Raw genomic sequence first — 15,315 nt, forward strand, 5'->3', positions numbered from 1 at the left:
TCACTTCGGATCGTCGCCGTAGTTGTTGCTGCCTTTTTGACCGTCTTGCGCCAGGAAAACGAGATTCACGAGAGGCAAAAGAAGCCACCAGCCGGAACGGCCCGTATCGTGAAGGCGGCGGACACCGACCGCGATACTCGGTAGCAGCAGAGCAAGGCTGTAGAGCGTGCTCGGTCCGTCGCCCAGTCGCAAAAGCCCTTCGACGAAGCCCACCACGAACGCGAGCAGGATGTAGAACAATGTGAAGAACCAATACTCCTTGCGTCGCGCGCGACCGGCGAACACGGCGTACTTCTTGATCGCGATGACGAACCAGCCGAAGCCGCTCGTCTGGGTCACCGTGTTCTTCGTCACCTGAGTCGACAGTTGTGGCGCGCCACAGCCCGGGCAGCTAGGTGCGCTCGTGTGAAGCTGCTTGCCGCAGCCGAAACAACTCATCATGCTCATGATTAACCTCGTTCGAAATTATTCAACGCTTCTATTAATCGTTTGCTGCATAGCCGCAGATACAATCGATATCGGCACTCATCGCCAAGGGCTTTAGGCAACGCTTCGGACATTTCCGCTTGCATCCCTGAAGGGTCGGTAGAAACGATGAACCGCCGCGCGCAGCATCTCGGCGTCTCCCTCGCTATCGCCGTAGGCGTGTGTCACGAAGTCCGCAAGCGGCTTACCGAGAAGCGCTTCGATGCGATGCACCTTTTCGGCCGCCCGGCAGTTCGCCCCTTGCATGCGGCCCGTGGTATGCGCGCCGGCGCGTTCGATACGCGTGCAAAGCAGATCGTCGAAACCGAGATCGCGAGCAATGTGCTCCAGATACAGATCGAGCGATGCACTCACCATGATCAGCCGATGCCCGCGCTCGCGATGCCAGCGAATGCGCTCGAGCGCGGCAGGCCGATACCACTTCGGCACCGTCTTCGCATACGCGCGTCCGACGGCTTCGAGACGCGCACAGTCCGCGCCGGTGAACAGCCGTGCAAGCAGGCGCGCCTTGAAGCGGTCGCGGCTGGACAACCCGGCGTAGACCACCAGCGCATGCGCGCCCAACGACGCGAACGCGGCGCTCACGCGCGTCGTCCCAAAGGCTTCGAACAGGTAAGGCGCGAAGGTGTCTTTCGTCGTGATGGTGCCGTCGAAATCGAAAAGTGCGAGGGTCTTCGTCGTCATCAGGCCTCGACCATCTGAACGATTGCAAGACGTCCGCCGTCGCCTCGGGCAAAGAGAATCTGCTGGTCGTGCTTGAGTTCGATCTTTCCACCGATCGGAATGTCCGTCTTGTTCGCGACATCGCGAAGATCGGCCAGACGCTCGTTCACGAGCCACCATTTGTTCTCGTGAAACACGAAGTAACCCACGCGCGATTTCTGATCGCCGCTCAGGCGCTCGTTCGGCACGATCAGGTTGTTCGCGTGCCACCAGAACAGCGACTGCCCGGTCCAGACCATCAGGCGATGGTTGTCACTACGGAAGCTGCCTTCCTTGCGCGAGGAGTACAGGTTCAGCACCGGCAGCTTGCCTTTGAAAGCCGTATTGCAGAACGGACATTTGGGCTTCGTCGAACTGTCGAACACGTACCACTTTTGTTCGCACGCGGCGTTCTGGCACGGCTGAACCAGATCGACGGTTTTGACGAGCGCGGTTTCCCAGTCGCTGGCGGACGGCCGCTTCGACGGATCATGAAGACCGTCGACGAATGCCTCCTTGAAGCACTTGGCGAGATACGGGCCGGTGATCATGTAGGGCAGCTTGTCGGTGTCGGCCCACGGCAACTCGGAAGGCTTCGCGTTCTTCGTGCGGATGCGATTGCTCGCGTCGGTCGGATTCTCGACGAACAGCGCGCGTTCGCCCATCATGAGCGCTTCGTCGCGCTGCTCGTCCTGCATATCGTGCACCTTGCCGCCGCGCAACGGATGCCGGTACAGCAGATACATGTAGATCAACACGGCGAGCGCGTGCAAATCGGTCTCGCGCCGCGGCAGTGAACGCTGCGGATCGTTCTTCGCCAGATGCGTGGTCTTCACGACTTCCGGCGCGATGAAGTCCGGCGTTCCCACGACATCAGGCGGATATTTTCCGGGCACGACGAGGCCGTCGAGATCGATCACGCACGCACCGCCGCGCGATGGATTCACCAGCACGTTCTTATAGGAAAGGTCGGAATGCGCGAGCCCGGCGAAATGGAGCCGGCGCGTCGCGCGAGCCAGCAGGACGCACATTTTCAGATGCGTGAGCCAGTCGCCGAGTTCGCGCGGATCGACGAAGCGATTGCGCAGACTCGACGCCGCGAACCACTTGCCTTCTTTCTCCTTGCCCTTGATGCCGAGGCTGTCGTTGTTCTTCGAGCCGTGCTCGAAAAAGAATTCCTTGGCATAGACCGGAACCACGACGCCGAGCCGTCCTTCGTGTTCGAGCATGCCGCTCGGCCAGCAAAGCAGGTTCTTCCAGTAGTCGCCGCCGACGTTGTTGAAGATGCTCTCCCGGTATTTGCCGGTGATCATCTGCAAGCGGTCTTTGGCCTGCGCGTCTTGCTTGTCACGATAGAAGCCCACGACGTACGACTTGTCCGGCGCGAAGTACACGTCCTTCATCCCGCCTTGCGCGATGATCTCGTCGACGAACTCAACATCCTTTCCGTCGATCGTTTTGCATTTGACGACTTTGCTCATGCCAATCCCCACAATGTTCTCTCAGCGTGCCAGCGTGTGCGCGCAAAGCGCCCGCACCGCCGGACTCGCGTAAGTCGCGGCCGCTCACGCGATCACCACAGTAGGGTGATCGTTCGGTCGTCGTGATGTCCCTGCCTGAAAAAGTGCAGCCAATCGACCAGTGCGACCGCCGGATCGTCCGACTTGAGCGACGGCTCAATGTCCTGCCACAGCGCACCCCATTTGGCCGGATCGGCGAGACCATTGTCCGTTTCGAAGTAAGGGTCCGACACGCCATCGGTCATCAGGACGATCGCGGGCAGATCGCCGTATCGTCCGATGCTCACGCGCTTGGCGAAGCTCTCGGCCAGCGTGGCGCGATCCAGGAAGCGCGTCTGACCGGCGAACTCGCCGCCATCGGGCGTGCCCATCAGCTTGACGGTGCCGGTCGACCAATACGCCGCGATCGCGCCATCGCCCATCCAGAACGTCGCCAGGAAGGTGTTCCCGCCGTCCCGTTTGATGGCGGCGGCAAGCAGCGTGGTCGCATAGCTGCGGACCGGCGCGCCGCGCTCGCCCGCGGCCTGCTCGATGCCCTGAACGGCCAGCGTCGCCATGCGGTGGAAGCAGTAATGAAACTCCGTGCCGAAGGCGATGGCCGAATTGGCGTCCCACGTCGCGATCAGGCCATTTACCTTCGCGCCGAATTCGCCTTCGAGGTCATCGACCAGCGCGCGGCCCGCCGTCTGGACCGCGATGCGCGAGCCTTCGCGCGAAAACTCCGCGCTGCCCGCGCCGTCCGCGACGATGAGCACGTTCCAGCCGTTGTTCAGTGTCGACGCCATGAAGAAATCGTCGTCGCGAAACGTGCCGCCGTGCTCGTGCGATCGGCCGCGCCGGCTTGCCGCGACCATCCTGAAGCCATCGCCTTCGATGAGCTGTTGCGCCAGATGCGGCTTCTGATAAGGCAACGCCGGGTCCGGCTCGACGACCTTCCACAGCGAGCGCGGATCGGGATTCGACGTGAGACGGCACTCGCCGGTTTGACGCGACGCGTGCCCCGGATAACGCCACTGCAGCGGCAGAACGAAATCGCCCGCCAGGGCCGGCACACCGGTGACGTGTTGGGTCGCCATCTCGAAACTAAGGCCGAAACCTTGAGGGACCGCAATGTCGAGCACTTCCAATTCGCGCCCCGCGCTGTCCTTGCCTTCGATCTTCGCGGTGTAATACGTGCCGACCTTGCAGTTCGCGAGCACGAAGCGCGTGTGCGGAGTCGTAGCCGGGATCGCAGATGCGGACGGCGCGACGCGATCGGGCGGCGTTGCAGGCTTGTTTATCGATACCTGCATCGGCGATGGCGCAGGCGAAACCGGCGTGGTCGGCACGGCGACAGGCGCAGCGGGCATGGGCGCTGCAGGTGTTATGACTTGCTCCGGCGCGGGTGTTTGCGCTTCGGGCGCGGCCGGGCATTCGGGCTTCGCTTCGGCCTGCTGTACGGGTTGCGCTGCTTCAGGTTGCACGACGTCGCGCGGTGCGGTGTCTGCCGGGCCGGTCGTCGCCGCGCCGGAATCGTTCGGGGAAGGTTGCATCGGGTCGAGTTTGGTTATCGACGGCAGAGCGAAAGGCGTTGCGGTCGGCTCCGCTTTCGGCTCGATTGAAAGGGGGCTGGCCTGAGCTTTTTCGGCGATTTCGCCGGCTTGCACGGCAGGAATGTCGCTCGCGCACGGGCGATGAACTTTCGCCCTTCTATAAAGCTCCATCGCGAAGTTCAGCACAAGGTCACAGGCTTCGTCGGATTTGGCAAAGCTTTGGATATGAGCCTTCGCGAAGGTTGGCATGCGCAACGAGCCGAAAGTGCCGTTGCCACTCAGAATGCCATCGACCAGCAATTCCACTGCCGGGGCGGTGCGCGCTCTCAGGTCCGCGTTAGCGGACCACTTCGATTTCTCGCTCACCGTATCACCCCTGTCCACGCCGCACATCGAAGCCGCCATCACCGTCCGACGATCCATAGCCGAAGAAGACATCCTTCGCGCACCACGGACAACGCACCTCGCCCGGCGCACCCAGGCACATCAACTTGCCGCACGCACAGGCGGCGAATGCCGTCGTGTTGCCGCAATGCGGGCAGCTCGGCGAGCCGTACAGCATCGACGTGTTGACCGTGGCATCGGCCGCGTTCGGATCGGTCCATTCGAAGTAATCCGCGCCGATGGGATAGCAGCCCGTCAGCCGATAGCCGGATACTTCGAAAGCGAAGTCGCGCGTGTTGACGGCGCTGGATTCACGGTCGTACTTGATCAGATAGGGCTCGCTGCTATTCTGGCAGCGACCCACCAGCGTCACGCACGTTTCGTCGCCCGCAGGCACGGCCTCCTTGACGACGTGGAGAATTTTGTCGTCAAGGATGGGCAAGGCATCGGCCTTCGCGCCGTCGCCGACACTCTTGCTCTGCGCGACGACGGACGACGACACCCATCGCACGAATTTCGTGAACGCTTCTTCCTGCGTGTCATCGAAGACGAGCGCGTGGCCGGTCAATTCCTTCAGCACCGACAGGTCCGCGTTGCCGCCGATTCCCACCGCGATCAGCGTCGCGCGATGCGCGTAATCCGCGTTCCAGCGCGAAATTGCCGCGCGATAGCGGTCGGTGGGACGACCATCGGTAAAGAGATAGACGATGGGCTTCCAGTCGCCCTTCCTATCGGCTGTCGTCCGCACGACGGAGCGGTCCATCGTGTCCATGAGCGTGATCAGCGCGGCGCCGAGCGCCGTGCCGCCGCCGAGCGGCAGCTTCGGCGGATAAAACGACACAACTTCCACCAGCGGCACGATGGTCTTCGCGATACCGGCGAACGCCACCACCGACACATGCACGGTTTCGAGCGCGTGCGGATCGGTCCGCAGCGCGCGCACGATCGACTGTAGCCCGGCTTCCATTTTTCTGATCTTGTCCCCCGCCATCGATTCCGAGCAATCCAGAACGAAGAACACAGGCAATCTGCGCATCGAGTCTCTCCTGATGCTTTGCGCTATTCGAGAAGCTGACCACGGATACGGGCCGCGCCGTTGCGCGCCGCCGCCGATGCCTCCGTGGACGGATTTAGAGAACCAGCTGGACCTCGGGCGGAGGCGGCGGCAACGACACTTGTCCGTTCATGCCCGCACTGCTCGAACCGACCGCGACCGACGCCGACACCCACTTGAAGAAACCGGAGAATGCCGATGCATCCATCGTGTCGAGCACGATGACGCGATCCGTCAGTTCCCGAAGCACATCATGTTTTGCCTTGGGACCAGCCGCGCAAGCAATGATGGAACCGAAGTTGCGCGCCTTGACCTCGGTGACCGCCTCGCGGAAAGCGTGGAGATCGGAAGGGCTGCCGTCCGTCATGACGAACAGCAGCGGTCGCCAGTCGCCCTTGCTGGCGGCCGTCGTCTTCCTGACGTCGCGATCGACGCGTTCGATCAGCAGCTCCAGCGCCGCGCCCATGAACGTGGCGCCCGCGTCCGGTGCGGTGATCTCGCCGAGACTCACGTCGTCGAGCGGGGTCAGCGGCAGATACTCGCGTGCCTCGATATCGAACGTGATGATGGAAAGATGCACACTCTCCAGCGCGTAAGGGTCTTGCCGAAGCGCACCGATCATCGCCTGCAAACCCACGTTCACCGAGATGATGGGTTCGCCGCGCATGGAACCGGACGTGTCGAGAAGAATGTAGACAGGAAGTCGCCTGCTCATGGATTCGCTTTTCTCCGGTCGATCTCAGAGGTAACGCTTGAGCCAGGTCACGAACGTGTCAGACTGCTCCGGGCTGCCGATGGCGTTGAACTTCCAGCCGTTCGACTCGCGCACCAGTTCGGCGAACAGCATCGAACGGCAATCGGTGAAGGCCGCGCCGCCCGACAGATCGAAGCGAACCATTTCCTTGCTCTTGCCGTCTTCCGCTCGAATGTAGGCATTCGCGACCTTGCCGAAGTTCTGCTCGCGCTTTTCGCCTTCGTAGATCTGCACGACGAACACGATCTTGCTGAACGTGTCCGGCAGATCGTTGAGCTTGACGATGATCTGCTCGTCGTCGCCGTCGCCCGCGCCCGTACGGTTGTCGCCCGTGAGCCAAATGGTGCCCGACGTGTGACGCATATTGTTGAAGAACACGACATCGCCGCCGACGAGCGTCGGGCGCCCGTTCTTCTGATCGCCGAGGTGATGGATCTTACCGTCGTCGTAGCATAGGAACGCGACGACATCGAGGTCGTACTCTTCCGGCTTCTTGCCGAACAGACCGCCGAGAAAGCCGCCTTTCTGTTCGTTGATATCCCAGCCGAGCCCGATGGTGACCATCGACAGGTCATACTCGTTCTTCTTCAGGCTGACGCCTTGGCCTTTTTTAAGGGTGATCGCCATTGTCTTGACCTCTTTACAGCACCACGTTGACTTCGGGCGGCGGCGGCGGGAGATCGCCGAGACCGCTGACTTCTTTCTGTTGATCGATCTTCTGGCTGCCCGTCGACACCGACGCGGACACCCACTTGAAGAACGCCTTGATCGTGCTCGAATCCGCCGTGTCGAGCGACACGACGACTTCCGTGATCTGCTTGAGCACGTTGGTGTCCGCGCCGTGACCCGCCGCGCACGCGACGATCACGCCGGTGCGAACCTTGCGAAGCTTGTCGAGGCCGCGCGACCAGTCGTCTGTCGGCACGCCATCGGTCATGATGAACACGAGCGGCTTCCAGTCGCCCTTGACTTCCGCCGTGGTCTTGTTCACTTCGGCTTCGATGCGCGTGGCCAGAAGGCCGAGCGCTTCGCCGAGCGCGGTCGTGCCACTGGCCGCGATGTTCGGCGTCTGGAACGCCGAAAGTTCCGTCAGCGGCACGGCCTGACGCGCGGAACTGTCGAACGTGATCACGGACAGGTATGCCGTTTCGAGCGCATATGGGTCCTGGCGCAACGTCGACACGAGAATCTGCACGCCGTTCTTCAGCGCCTCGATGGGCTCGCCGCTCATCGAACCGGAGACGTCGAGCAGCAAATAAACCGGAAGTCTTCTCATTTTTATGCCTCTATATATTCAATGTTTCCAAGGACGCCGCCGCTCAGGCGACCTGCACGCCAAAATGGCCGCACAGGGACTCGAGACCGCCCGCGTAGCCCTGGCCGACCGCCTTGAATTTCCATTCGTCGTTGTGGCGATAGACCTCCCCGAAGATCATCGCGGTTTCGGTGCTGTAGTCTTCCGACAGATCGAAGCGCGCGATTTCCACGTCGTTGTCGAGGTTCACGATGCGCATGAACGCGCCCGACACCTGACCGAAGTTCTGACGGCGCGCTTCCGCATCGTCGATGGTCACGCACACCACGACGCGCTTGACGTGATTCGGCACGAGCGTCAGATCGATCTTCAGCGCCTCGTCGTCGCCCTCGCCCGCGCCCGTGCGGTTGTCGCCCGTGTGTTCAACCGAGCCGCACCGCGAGCTGAGCTGGTTGTAGAAGATGAAGTCTTCATCGCCGCGCACCTTGCCGTTCTCGCCGACCATGAATGCGCTGGCGTCGAGATCGTAGTCTTCGCCGTCCGTCGCACGGGCTTCCCAGCCCAGACCGACGAGGATGCGAGTCAGCGAAGGCGCGGTCTTCGACAGCGAGACGTTGCCGCCTTTCGATAGAGAAACTGCCATGAGTCTTCCTTGCAACAATGTGAGAATTGGACGGAAAGCGGGTTAGCCTGCTTCCGCGTTTGAGTCGCGGTGGTTCTTGCGATGGATGAGCGACGACGCCATAGCCGCGACGATGAAACCGACGCCGATCAGGCCGGTCACCACTTCGCTGACGTGCCACACGATGCTCCCGAGCATGATCAGGGCGAGCGCGCCGATTGCGTAATGCGCGCCGTGCTCCAAAAAGACGTATTCGTCGAGCGTGCCCTTTTCGACCAGATACACGGTCAGGGAACGAACGAACATGGCGCCGATGGCGAGGCCGAGCATGATGATGACGACATCGCGCGTAATGGCGAACGCGCCGATGACGCCATCGAACGAGAACGACGCATCCAGCACTTCGAGGTACAGAAAGCCCATCACGCCGGCGCGTTTTGCCACACGGCCCACGGCTTCGCCCTCTTCGTCGTCTTCGAAGAAATTACCCAAACTGTCGACCAGCGCATACAGAAAAATGCCGCCCACGCCGCCTACCAGCACGGTGACGCGCGTCGCCGCATCGATGGGGAAAAATGCCTGGATGAGAAGCAGAATGGCCAGCGCGCAGATCGTGCCCGCCGAGCCGAACTTGCCGAGACAGGTGAGTTTCGCCTCCAGCGCGCCGAGCCAGTGCAGGTCCTTCTCGTCATCGAACAGGAAGGACGCGAACACCAGAAACAGAAAGATGCCCCCGAAGGCCGCGATGCCTGCATGCGCGCCGCTCAGATACGCCGCGTATTGCTCAGGCGCCAGCAGCGCCATGCTCGCAACATCGACGAGACCCTGACCGGTGGCCACGGCAACGACAAGAATCGGGAACAGCAAACGCATGCCGAACACGGCGACGAATATGCCGACGGTCAGAAAGAGCCGGCGCCATTTGGCGTCCATATCCTTGAGGATGGACGCGTTGACCACGGCATTGTCGAACGAAAGGCTGATTTCCATCACGCCGAGCAAAAGAACAAGTGCGATGGCCGGAATTCCGTTACCCGTTGATGTCTGCCCCCAAAAAAACGCAAGGCAAACGCAAGCAATGGTGAAGAAGAGTGAGTAGCGAAAGTGACGCATCAGAAGCACCAGAAATGGATCAGTAAGGTCGACACATTGCCCGCCGACCGCCCGTTGACGCCCATACAGCTATCGGCGCCGTTTTAATTGGACGCTGAAATCGGGGCGCACTCAGTAGCGTTATCGGCTAGGAAAGGGAAATCTTTAGCTGCAAGTAAGCAGAATGTGTCAGTTGTGTAATCGCAACACTTTTGAGGTGCCTGCGCGAGCACCAAAGCAAGCGGTATTCAACGAACTCGGAGACTCAATGAATTCAACTAGAAGTCTCCAAAGGCGATTGAAGGCCCACGCCATCGGAAGCGGGAGAGGCGATCGCACTGTGCCTTTACGACGATCGGGGAGCGAGTGCAGCGAGATCGGTCTTGCTTCGCATATTTGCCGTGGGAGCAACACGCGAACCTACGATTGGATGCACGCACATACACTCTCCCACAACCTTGCGAACCGACAACCTTGGTTCTTGGCCGTGGCATTGAATCCGACAAACAGATGGATGATCGTTGCTTCCAACTGACGCTAGTATCCGACGGGAGGTCGCGAGGCATCGAGGGACCGCTCATGAAGCGAAGAGGAAGCTGAGCTTTTCAACACAATCAACGCCACGCAGAAGAAACTCCCGAAGGCGCTCATCGAAACAAACAGGGGCGACATCATTAACGCTGGCGAGGTCTCATATCTGCAAATGATCAGGCGGGGAGCTTTTAATCTGTGCCGGGACTCAGTTTGGGGGCAGCCAGTTGACGGAAAGGAGCAAGTCAATATGACGGGGGTCTTGGAGCATATGAAGGATTACGTCGCTCCACGTCGAATATTTTCCCTGAAACACTGCTGAACCGGCTGCGACAGTGCGGGACGGGAACATGCGCCCGACGCCGATGCCGCGAAGCGCGTTCTAAGCAGGCCGGGCGCGCGCATCGTCACCGCACAAGCCGCTGGGACGACACCTTCATCGTGGGCCCCTCGAGGCCGACCCATGCGGTCGGTTGGGCGCCGAATCAAGCTGAAGGCGCATAGTCGTAGGATGCGAACTCCTCTGGCGCGAAGACGGTAAATCCCCCAGTTCGGGTAATGTGGAACGGTTGACTTCCTCCGGTCAGCCCAGCAAGTGCGAGGTACGGCGTTCCTAGCTGTTCGAGCCTTGCTTTTTGCTGCTCGCCCGCTCGCATCGCTTCTACCCATAATTTGCGCATGGGCTTCGGCCACATGCGGTTTACTGGAAAACAAAGTCCACGGTCCAATCTTATGAAAGCGAATCCCGCCTTTTCACACCATTGTCCGGAATCAAACTGAAACTGAAAGTGCAGTCGTTCGTTATCGGATTCAATGTGCCGCCAGCAGATGTATAGCCCCTTCAATTGGCAATCGTTAATGAAAAGACCGTCTGGCCCAGTGAAGGCATCGATAATAGGTTTCAAGCAATTGTCGATATCTGCTTTCGCGTCAGTCTCATAACGACTCTTCGCAGGCGTAAGCCATGTGACATCCAGCACAAGTTGACCTGTCAAGATGAAATGAAACCTAGACAATGGTCTTTTAATTGTTGCAATGTACGCGTCGCGAACACTTTGCTTCGATTGAACCGAAACTGGGGCACCTGGAATCTCGATCTCCATCTTGCCGAATGGTGACGGTGCCTCGCCAGTGTTTGCTGCATTAATTGCGTCAATCAGTTCCTCATGCATATGTGGTTCAAGCCAGCCTATTGTTCGAGTGACGATAACGCCGGCATCAGTGCAAACGAGTCGGAAGCGTCGGATGGTGACTTTTATTATGCTGCCGCTTCTTATGCACAAGGATTGTAGCTTCCCCGGATAACTCGGCCAAGTCGGTCAACCATGCGATGCCGATATCCTAGCACCCCCAATCCGCCAGGGGCAAAGGACTGCCCTTGGCCGCCTATCGTCTGATGTGGTCGGCCGTACCCGACCCATTTGAGCCGCTCGGTCCAACGTCCCCGCAACGGAAGTTTCCCAGGGTGCGCTTGTCTTTAAACGCTATGGTCGCTGGTCTTGAACGCTCGCCGGGGTGAATCTGCCGCTCAATAAGCTCATCCGGGGATAGTAGGCCGTTATCGCCCCCGGATTTAACTTACGGAGTCGACAGCGGACAGCCAATTGTTAAGTCCGCTAATCACAGCCTCTGCAACTCTACCTGGCTGGGCCCCCGGACCAATAGGCCACCCGATTCGAGTGGCTTCTACTCGGCCGACGTTGACAACACTTGGTCGTGGAAAGCCCGATTCCGAAATGAAGCCCAAAAGGGCGCATCGTTCGCAGTCGAAGGCTGTCGCAAACGCGACGATCTGATTAAAGTCGTTGCGATTCCAGTCTGGACCAAAGAGTTTATATTTGACGTCGGCAATAGCAATACGGTCTCCGAAGACGATATCAGGGTTGATCGAAATCCCTGAATCTCCGAGTAACTGACGGCGTTTCTCCACGCTGATCGACGGCATTCCTTCGGCGATGATGGTTCGCAACCCGTCCTCAATGATCTCAGGGGTTCGGATCAGGAATGACGTGCCTTGCGTGTGTCCGTCTGATAGAGAAACTCCGCAACCATCGAGAATCAGACGGGCTAATCCGAGCGGACGGATATAAGTTTTCAATAAGCGGTCCGGCTTAAGTCGACGATCAGCCTGGCGTAGCGCTCCCACGCCATCCATTCGATATACGAGGCGCCGGGAGCGCTTCGCGACCTCAGCGGATACTTTATCGAGGCGTGCGACTCGTTCGCAAGTTGCTCGAATAATCCGGTTAAATGGGGTGTCGATCGATAGATCGTCGAAACGGCACGAAGCAATCGGACGTCCCTTCATGACTTCGATGGCGGTGAGAAGCGGTATAAGTTGACCCCGAACTTCTCCGCATTCCTCGAAAACCTCTAGGTAGTCGCAACGTAATCCTAGAGAGAGGAGACGTTCAGTCGCATCGAGGTACCACCGGCATAGGATTTCCAAGAACTCAAATCCTGGTTCAAGCGATGCGGTCTCGATTGATAATCGGGGAGCGAATTCGGATCTTGATGCGATGAAGATGAAGTGCTCCCAGGGGATCTTCGGTCGCACATGGATTTGGCGTTGGCCGATCTGAACAACCCCGATGACCTCCCGAAAGGTCACTTCATATCTATCATCCATCGCTCGTCGAACATCGACGACAGAGCGCGTCTCCGGTGGTTGCCTATCTCCCCACCAAGGTTGGGTCGACGCCAGTTCTCGCCCAATTTCGGAGAGCAGCGCTGCTTCGACTTCGCTGATCTTCAAAATCGATGGCTTGGACTCAACGAGTTCCAGTTTATGCAGCATTTGCGTCCGGCCAGAAGCGCTCCAGGCTGAACTCTCGGGCGAGTTCGGGTTGATCAAAGAAAAACTCTTCGATCAAGGGAAAAACGCGGCGTGTCCAGATTTTCCGAAGAGTTTCAATCCCCATCTCCGACCGCATGAAGAACGCGTGACCAATTGTATGATGCCTATCCAACTCAGTGGTCAACATCTGGTTGAGCCGCACGAACCCATCGACCAGACCCGATATCGATGAGCGGCCATTTTCATAGTGTTTGCGTAGGATCTCTGGATCTGGACCCAGCTCAAAGACATCAAATCGGCGGCGTAAGGCGACATCGATCGATCGGATGCTGCGGTCAGCGGTGTTCATCGTGGCGATAAATCGCAGGTTGGCCGGAAGACGGAAGTCTCCAGAGTATTGAAGGCGAACCGGTTGTTGGCGATACTCGAACAGAAACATCAGCTCGCCGAGGACTTTGGGCAGATTGGCTCGGTTCGCTTCATCGATTAGGATCACGTAGTCTTGAGCGGAGTCGTCTATGTCGCCGCAGTTTCTCATCTCCTCGACACAATCGAGGACCAGACCATTTGTAACTTCAAACGAAATGTTGCCTCCTCGTGTTACGGGCCGAAGTCCTTCCATGAAGGATTCGTACGTATAGCTCGGATGAAATTGAATGAAGCGAATCTGTTGCTGATTGCCACGGGTCAGGTAGTGCGCAAGCGCGCGGGCAACCCACGTCTTGCTAGTTCCCGGAGGGCCAGCGAGGACGATCTGCGGCGTGTCACCTCGTAACGCTGTGATCATTTCTTGTAGAACTTGGCTCGACAAGCCGGTCTGCTGTACCAGCCACGCCAGGGAAGGTTCGGGCAATGGGTCAGGATTCGAAGACGTAGTTGTTTTCTCCTCGCGATCGCACACGTAGCCAAACGTATTTTGGTTTAATAGGCTCTCTGGTGTTGAGAGGCCTGGTGAAATATCAAAACTTGATACGTTTGCCGGAGGATCAAGAATTTCGAGACTGTCGATCCGCAGCCACGTCTTAAAGATTTTGGATTGCTCTTCGCCAAGACGGGTTTTGCCACACCAGGTTTCATCGGTGAGCTCTGGCCAAGGGGATTCGATCCCGATGTTTCCGCGGCTAGTTTTGAATTCAGCGACGCGGATTCGGGCGCCCAGGCGGCCGTTTCCAACATAAGCATACAAATTGAAGGGTACCGACAACCTAGGTAGCGCCTCATCTTTGATCGGGAAACTCCACCAAGATGCCCAGCCTCCGTTAGCTTCGATCTTCTGTTTGATCCCTGCGGCTTCAGCGCGCACTTGACGCCAGGTTCCAACAAGCGCCAAAGGCTGTCGATCTCGCTTCGGTTGCGTATCCGGTTCTCGCGTCATTACATACGCGTCGTAGCTTTCCAGAAGTATGCTGAGATCGGCTAGCAGCTCGGCTTCAGCAGGCATCGAATCGAAATCGTAATGCTTCGCGGCGATTGTTGAAGCTTCGTAGAGCTTCCCAAGTTTGCTTTCGGTATGCAGGTTAGTTTTACCCGAGAGATCGAAGCCTTGGGCAGTGAGCCCAGCACACTGAAGGCGGATTTTCCCGGCCTGCTGCTCAAGGACTTCCTCCGCCTGGGCGCCGAAGTCCTTTTGAGCTTGAGTTACACCTTGAGCAAGTTTCAGGTAGAGGCCCTTTCCGCCTTCTTCAAACAAATAGACGATGTAGGTGCCAGCCTGAGTGGTTTCTGTCTCGCGCTTATCGAGCAACGAGATCCAGGGGATCGTTGCCCAGTTACCTTTCCCGTATGATGCCACCACCCTGATGTTCGGATGATCGCTGACCGCCGAAGATGACTGAAGGATGCGGCGGGCTTCACCGAAGAATTCCTTGATCTCATGGTTGCCGGCAAACTCTATCGACTTACGAGCGTCTTCATACCGTTCGAGGATCAGCCTGAATGCCGAATCCAGGGTGATCTGCCGAAACCGGATAACCTCGAAGTCACGCTGGTTTAGATACGCGTTGCTTTCAGGGCCGCCTGAGAATTTATTGACAGGTAGTCCAGTCGCGAGCGAAATTATCTTCTTTGGCGGGTAGAGCCTTCCTTCGTGCCTGAGCGCCCAGACTTGTGCGCCGTTGTTCTGCCAATCGCGCCACTCCTCGGAAGGAAGAAGCGTAGCGTCGAACTCGTTAATTGCCTCGAGAAGCTTGCTTCTTTCGACCTGCGGTATTGCCATTTCAAGACTCTCTTGTTCTTGTCGGGTCCCCATGGGATCCGCTCGAGCGATCATTATGTAACTGAGTTCGTTGGCTGAAAAGGTCAGCGCGCGAAAAACTCTGCCTTGGCCGAGATTAACGGCCGAACTCACAGAAACTTGACACCGAATGAGCCAACCAGGAGAGGCGACGTTCGGTTCAACTTGCCCACCGGCTCCGTGGTCTCATGCCGTCTTGAAGGCAGTGAAATTTATTACCCTGCTGGAAGTTGGAAGATCAGATACACGAATTTCTCGGCGGGACTAATGAGCTCAAGGCGACCGATCTGACGTCGTCGCTCATCAAAGTGCTCGCGCCGGGTCATCAGTCACCATACAAACATACGGAAACT

13 protein-coding genes are annotated in these 15,315 nt (G+C 58.5%); all 13 read right to left on the reverse strand.

All coding sequences use genetic code 11. The features are described 5' to 3' along the window. The 13 genes from AWB79_RS06375 to AWB79_RS06435 all read right to left on the reverse strand — a co-directional run bounded on the left by AWB79_RS06375 (position 1) and on the right by AWB79_RS06435 (position 14,977). A complete protein-coding gene (locus AWB79_RS06375) occupies positions 1-447 on the reverse strand; it encodes a DUF805 domain-containing protein (RefSeq protein ID WP_063963452.1) in 447 nt (148 codons plus the stop codon). A 93-nt stretch (positions 448-540) separates the two neighbouring features. Beyond that, on the reverse strand, positions 541-1,170 hold the full coding sequence (locus AWB79_RS06380) for an HAD-IB family hydrolase (protein WP_061166565.1): 630 nt from the start codon (positions 1,168-1,170) through the stop codon (positions 541-543). After that, positions 1,170-2,669: a helix-hairpin-helix domain-containing protein gene (locus AWB79_RS06385; RefSeq protein WP_061166566.1), complete on the reverse strand. Its 1,500-nt coding sequence runs from the start codon at positions 2,667-2,669 to the stop codon at positions 1,170-1,172. The genes AWB79_RS06380 and AWB79_RS06385 overlap by 1 nt, the downstream gene beginning before the upstream one ends. Positions 2,670-2,761: 92 nt before the next feature. Further along, a complete protein-coding gene (locus AWB79_RS06390) occupies positions 2,762-4,240 on the reverse strand; it encodes a PP2C family serine/threonine-protein phosphatase (protein ID WP_198398982.1) in 1,479 nt (492 codons plus the stop codon). 370 nt (positions 4,241-4,610) lie between these two features. After that, complete coding sequence (locus AWB79_RS06395; protein WP_061166567.1) at positions 4,611-5,660, reverse strand: TerY-C metal binding domain-containing protein; 1,050 nt, start codon at positions 5,658-5,660, stop codon at positions 4,611-4,613. A 94-nt stretch (positions 5,661-5,754) separates the two neighbouring features. Continuing rightward, positions 5,755-6,393, reverse strand: coding sequence for a VWA domain-containing protein (locus AWB79_RS06400; protein WP_061166568.1), 639 nt, complete (start codon positions 6,391-6,393; stop codon positions 5,755-5,757). Between the two features lie 24 nt (positions 6,394-6,417). Then, positions 6,418-7,059, reverse strand: coding sequence for a TerD family protein (locus AWB79_RS06405; protein ID WP_061166569.1), 642 nt, complete (start codon positions 7,057-7,059; stop codon positions 6,418-6,420). A gap of 13 nt (positions 7,060-7,072) precedes the next feature. Beyond that, positions 7,073-7,708, reverse strand: a complete 636-nt coding sequence (locus tag AWB79_RS06410) for a vWA domain-containing protein (RefSeq protein ID WP_061166570.1) — start codon at positions 7,706-7,708, stop codon at positions 7,073-7,075. A gap of 43 nt (positions 7,709-7,751) precedes the next feature. Next, on the reverse strand, positions 7,752-8,330 hold the full coding sequence (locus tag AWB79_RS06415) for a TerD family protein (RefSeq protein ID WP_061166571.1): 579 nt from the start codon (positions 8,328-8,330) through the stop codon (positions 7,752-7,754). A 42-nt stretch (positions 8,331-8,372) separates the two neighbouring features. Then, positions 8,373-9,422: a DUF475 domain-containing protein gene (locus tag AWB79_RS06420; protein WP_061166992.1), complete on the reverse strand. Its 1,050-nt coding sequence runs from the start codon at positions 9,420-9,422 to the stop codon at positions 8,373-8,375. Between the two features lie 995 nt (positions 9,423-10,417). Then, positions 10,418-11,104 carry a RusA family crossover junction endodeoxyribonuclease gene (locus AWB79_RS06425; RefSeq protein WP_061166572.1) on the reverse strand — a complete coding sequence of 229 codons (687 nt, stop codon included), beginning with the start codon at positions 11,102-11,104 and terminating at the stop codon, positions 10,418-10,420. 401 nt (positions 11,105-11,505) lie between these two features. Beyond that, positions 11,506-12,729 carry an McrC family protein gene (locus AWB79_RS06430; RefSeq protein WP_061166573.1) on the reverse strand — a complete coding sequence of 408 codons (1,224 nt, stop codon included), beginning with the start codon at positions 12,727-12,729 and terminating at the stop codon, positions 11,506-11,508. Then, complete coding sequence (locus tag AWB79_RS06435; RefSeq protein ID WP_198398983.1) at positions 12,719-14,977, reverse strand: MrcB family domain-containing protein; 2,259 nt, start codon at positions 14,975-14,977, stop codon at positions 12,719-12,721. Before AWB79_RS06435 ends, AWB79_RS06430 begins: the two co-directional genes overlap by 11 nt. Positions 14,978-15,315: the final 338 nt, after the last annotated feature.

The organism is Caballeronia hypogeia, from assembly GCF_001544875.2.
GTDB classification, from domain to species: Bacteria; Pseudomonadota; Gammaproteobacteria; order Burkholderiales; family Burkholderiaceae; genus Caballeronia; species Caballeronia hypogeia.

Bases quoted from the DNA above. Each gene is read 5' to 3' on its own strand.
- AWB79_RS06410 (WP_061166570.1), bottom strand. From the start codon at position 7,708: ATGAGAAGACTTCCGGTTTATTTGCTGCTCGACGTCTCCGGTTCGATG.
- AWB79_RS06390 (WP_198398982.1), bottom strand. From the start codon at position 4,240: ATGCAACCTTCCCCGAACGATTCCGGCGCGGCGACGACCGGCCCGGCA.
- AWB79_RS06405 (WP_061166569.1), bottom strand. From the start codon at position 7,059: ATGGCGATCACCCTTAAAAAAGGCCAAGGCGTCAGCCTGAAGAAGAAC.
- AWB79_RS06380 (WP_061166565.1), bottom strand. From the start codon at position 1,170: ATGACGACGAAGACCCTCGCACTTTTCGATTTCGACGGCACCATCACG.
- AWB79_RS06435 (WP_198398983.1), bottom strand. From the start codon at position 14,977: ATGGGGACCCGACAAGAACAAGAGAGTCTTGAAATGGCAATACCGCAG.
- AWB79_RS06430 (WP_061166573.1), bottom strand. From the start codon at position 12,729: ATGCTGCATAAACTGGAACTCGTTGAGTCCAAGCCATCGATTTTGAAG.
- AWB79_RS06415 (WP_061166571.1), bottom strand. From the start codon at position 8,330: ATGGCAGTTTCTCTATCGAAAGGCGGCAACGTCTCGCTGTCGAAGACC.
- AWB79_RS06375 (WP_063963452.1), bottom strand. From the start codon at position 447: ATGAGCATGATGAGTTGTTTCGGCTGCGGCAAGCAGCTTCACACGAGC.
- AWB79_RS06395 (WP_061166567.1), bottom strand. From the start codon at position 5,660: ATGCGCAGATTGCCTGTGTTCTTCGTTCTGGATTGCTCGGAATCGATG.
- AWB79_RS06385 (WP_061166566.1), bottom strand. From the start codon at position 2,669: ATGAGCAAAGTCGTCAAATGCAAAACGATCGACGGAAAGGATGTTGAG.
- AWB79_RS06425 (WP_061166572.1), bottom strand. From the start codon at position 11,104: ATGCATGAGGAACTGATTGACGCAATTAATGCAGCAAACACTGGCGAG.
- AWB79_RS06400 (WP_061166568.1), bottom strand. From the start codon at position 6,393: ATGAGCAGGCGACTTCCTGTCTACATTCTTCTCGACACGTCCGGTTCC.
- AWB79_RS06420 (WP_061166992.1), bottom strand. From the start codon at position 9,422: ATGCGTCACTTTCGCTACTCACTCTTCTTCACCATTGCTTGCGTTTGC.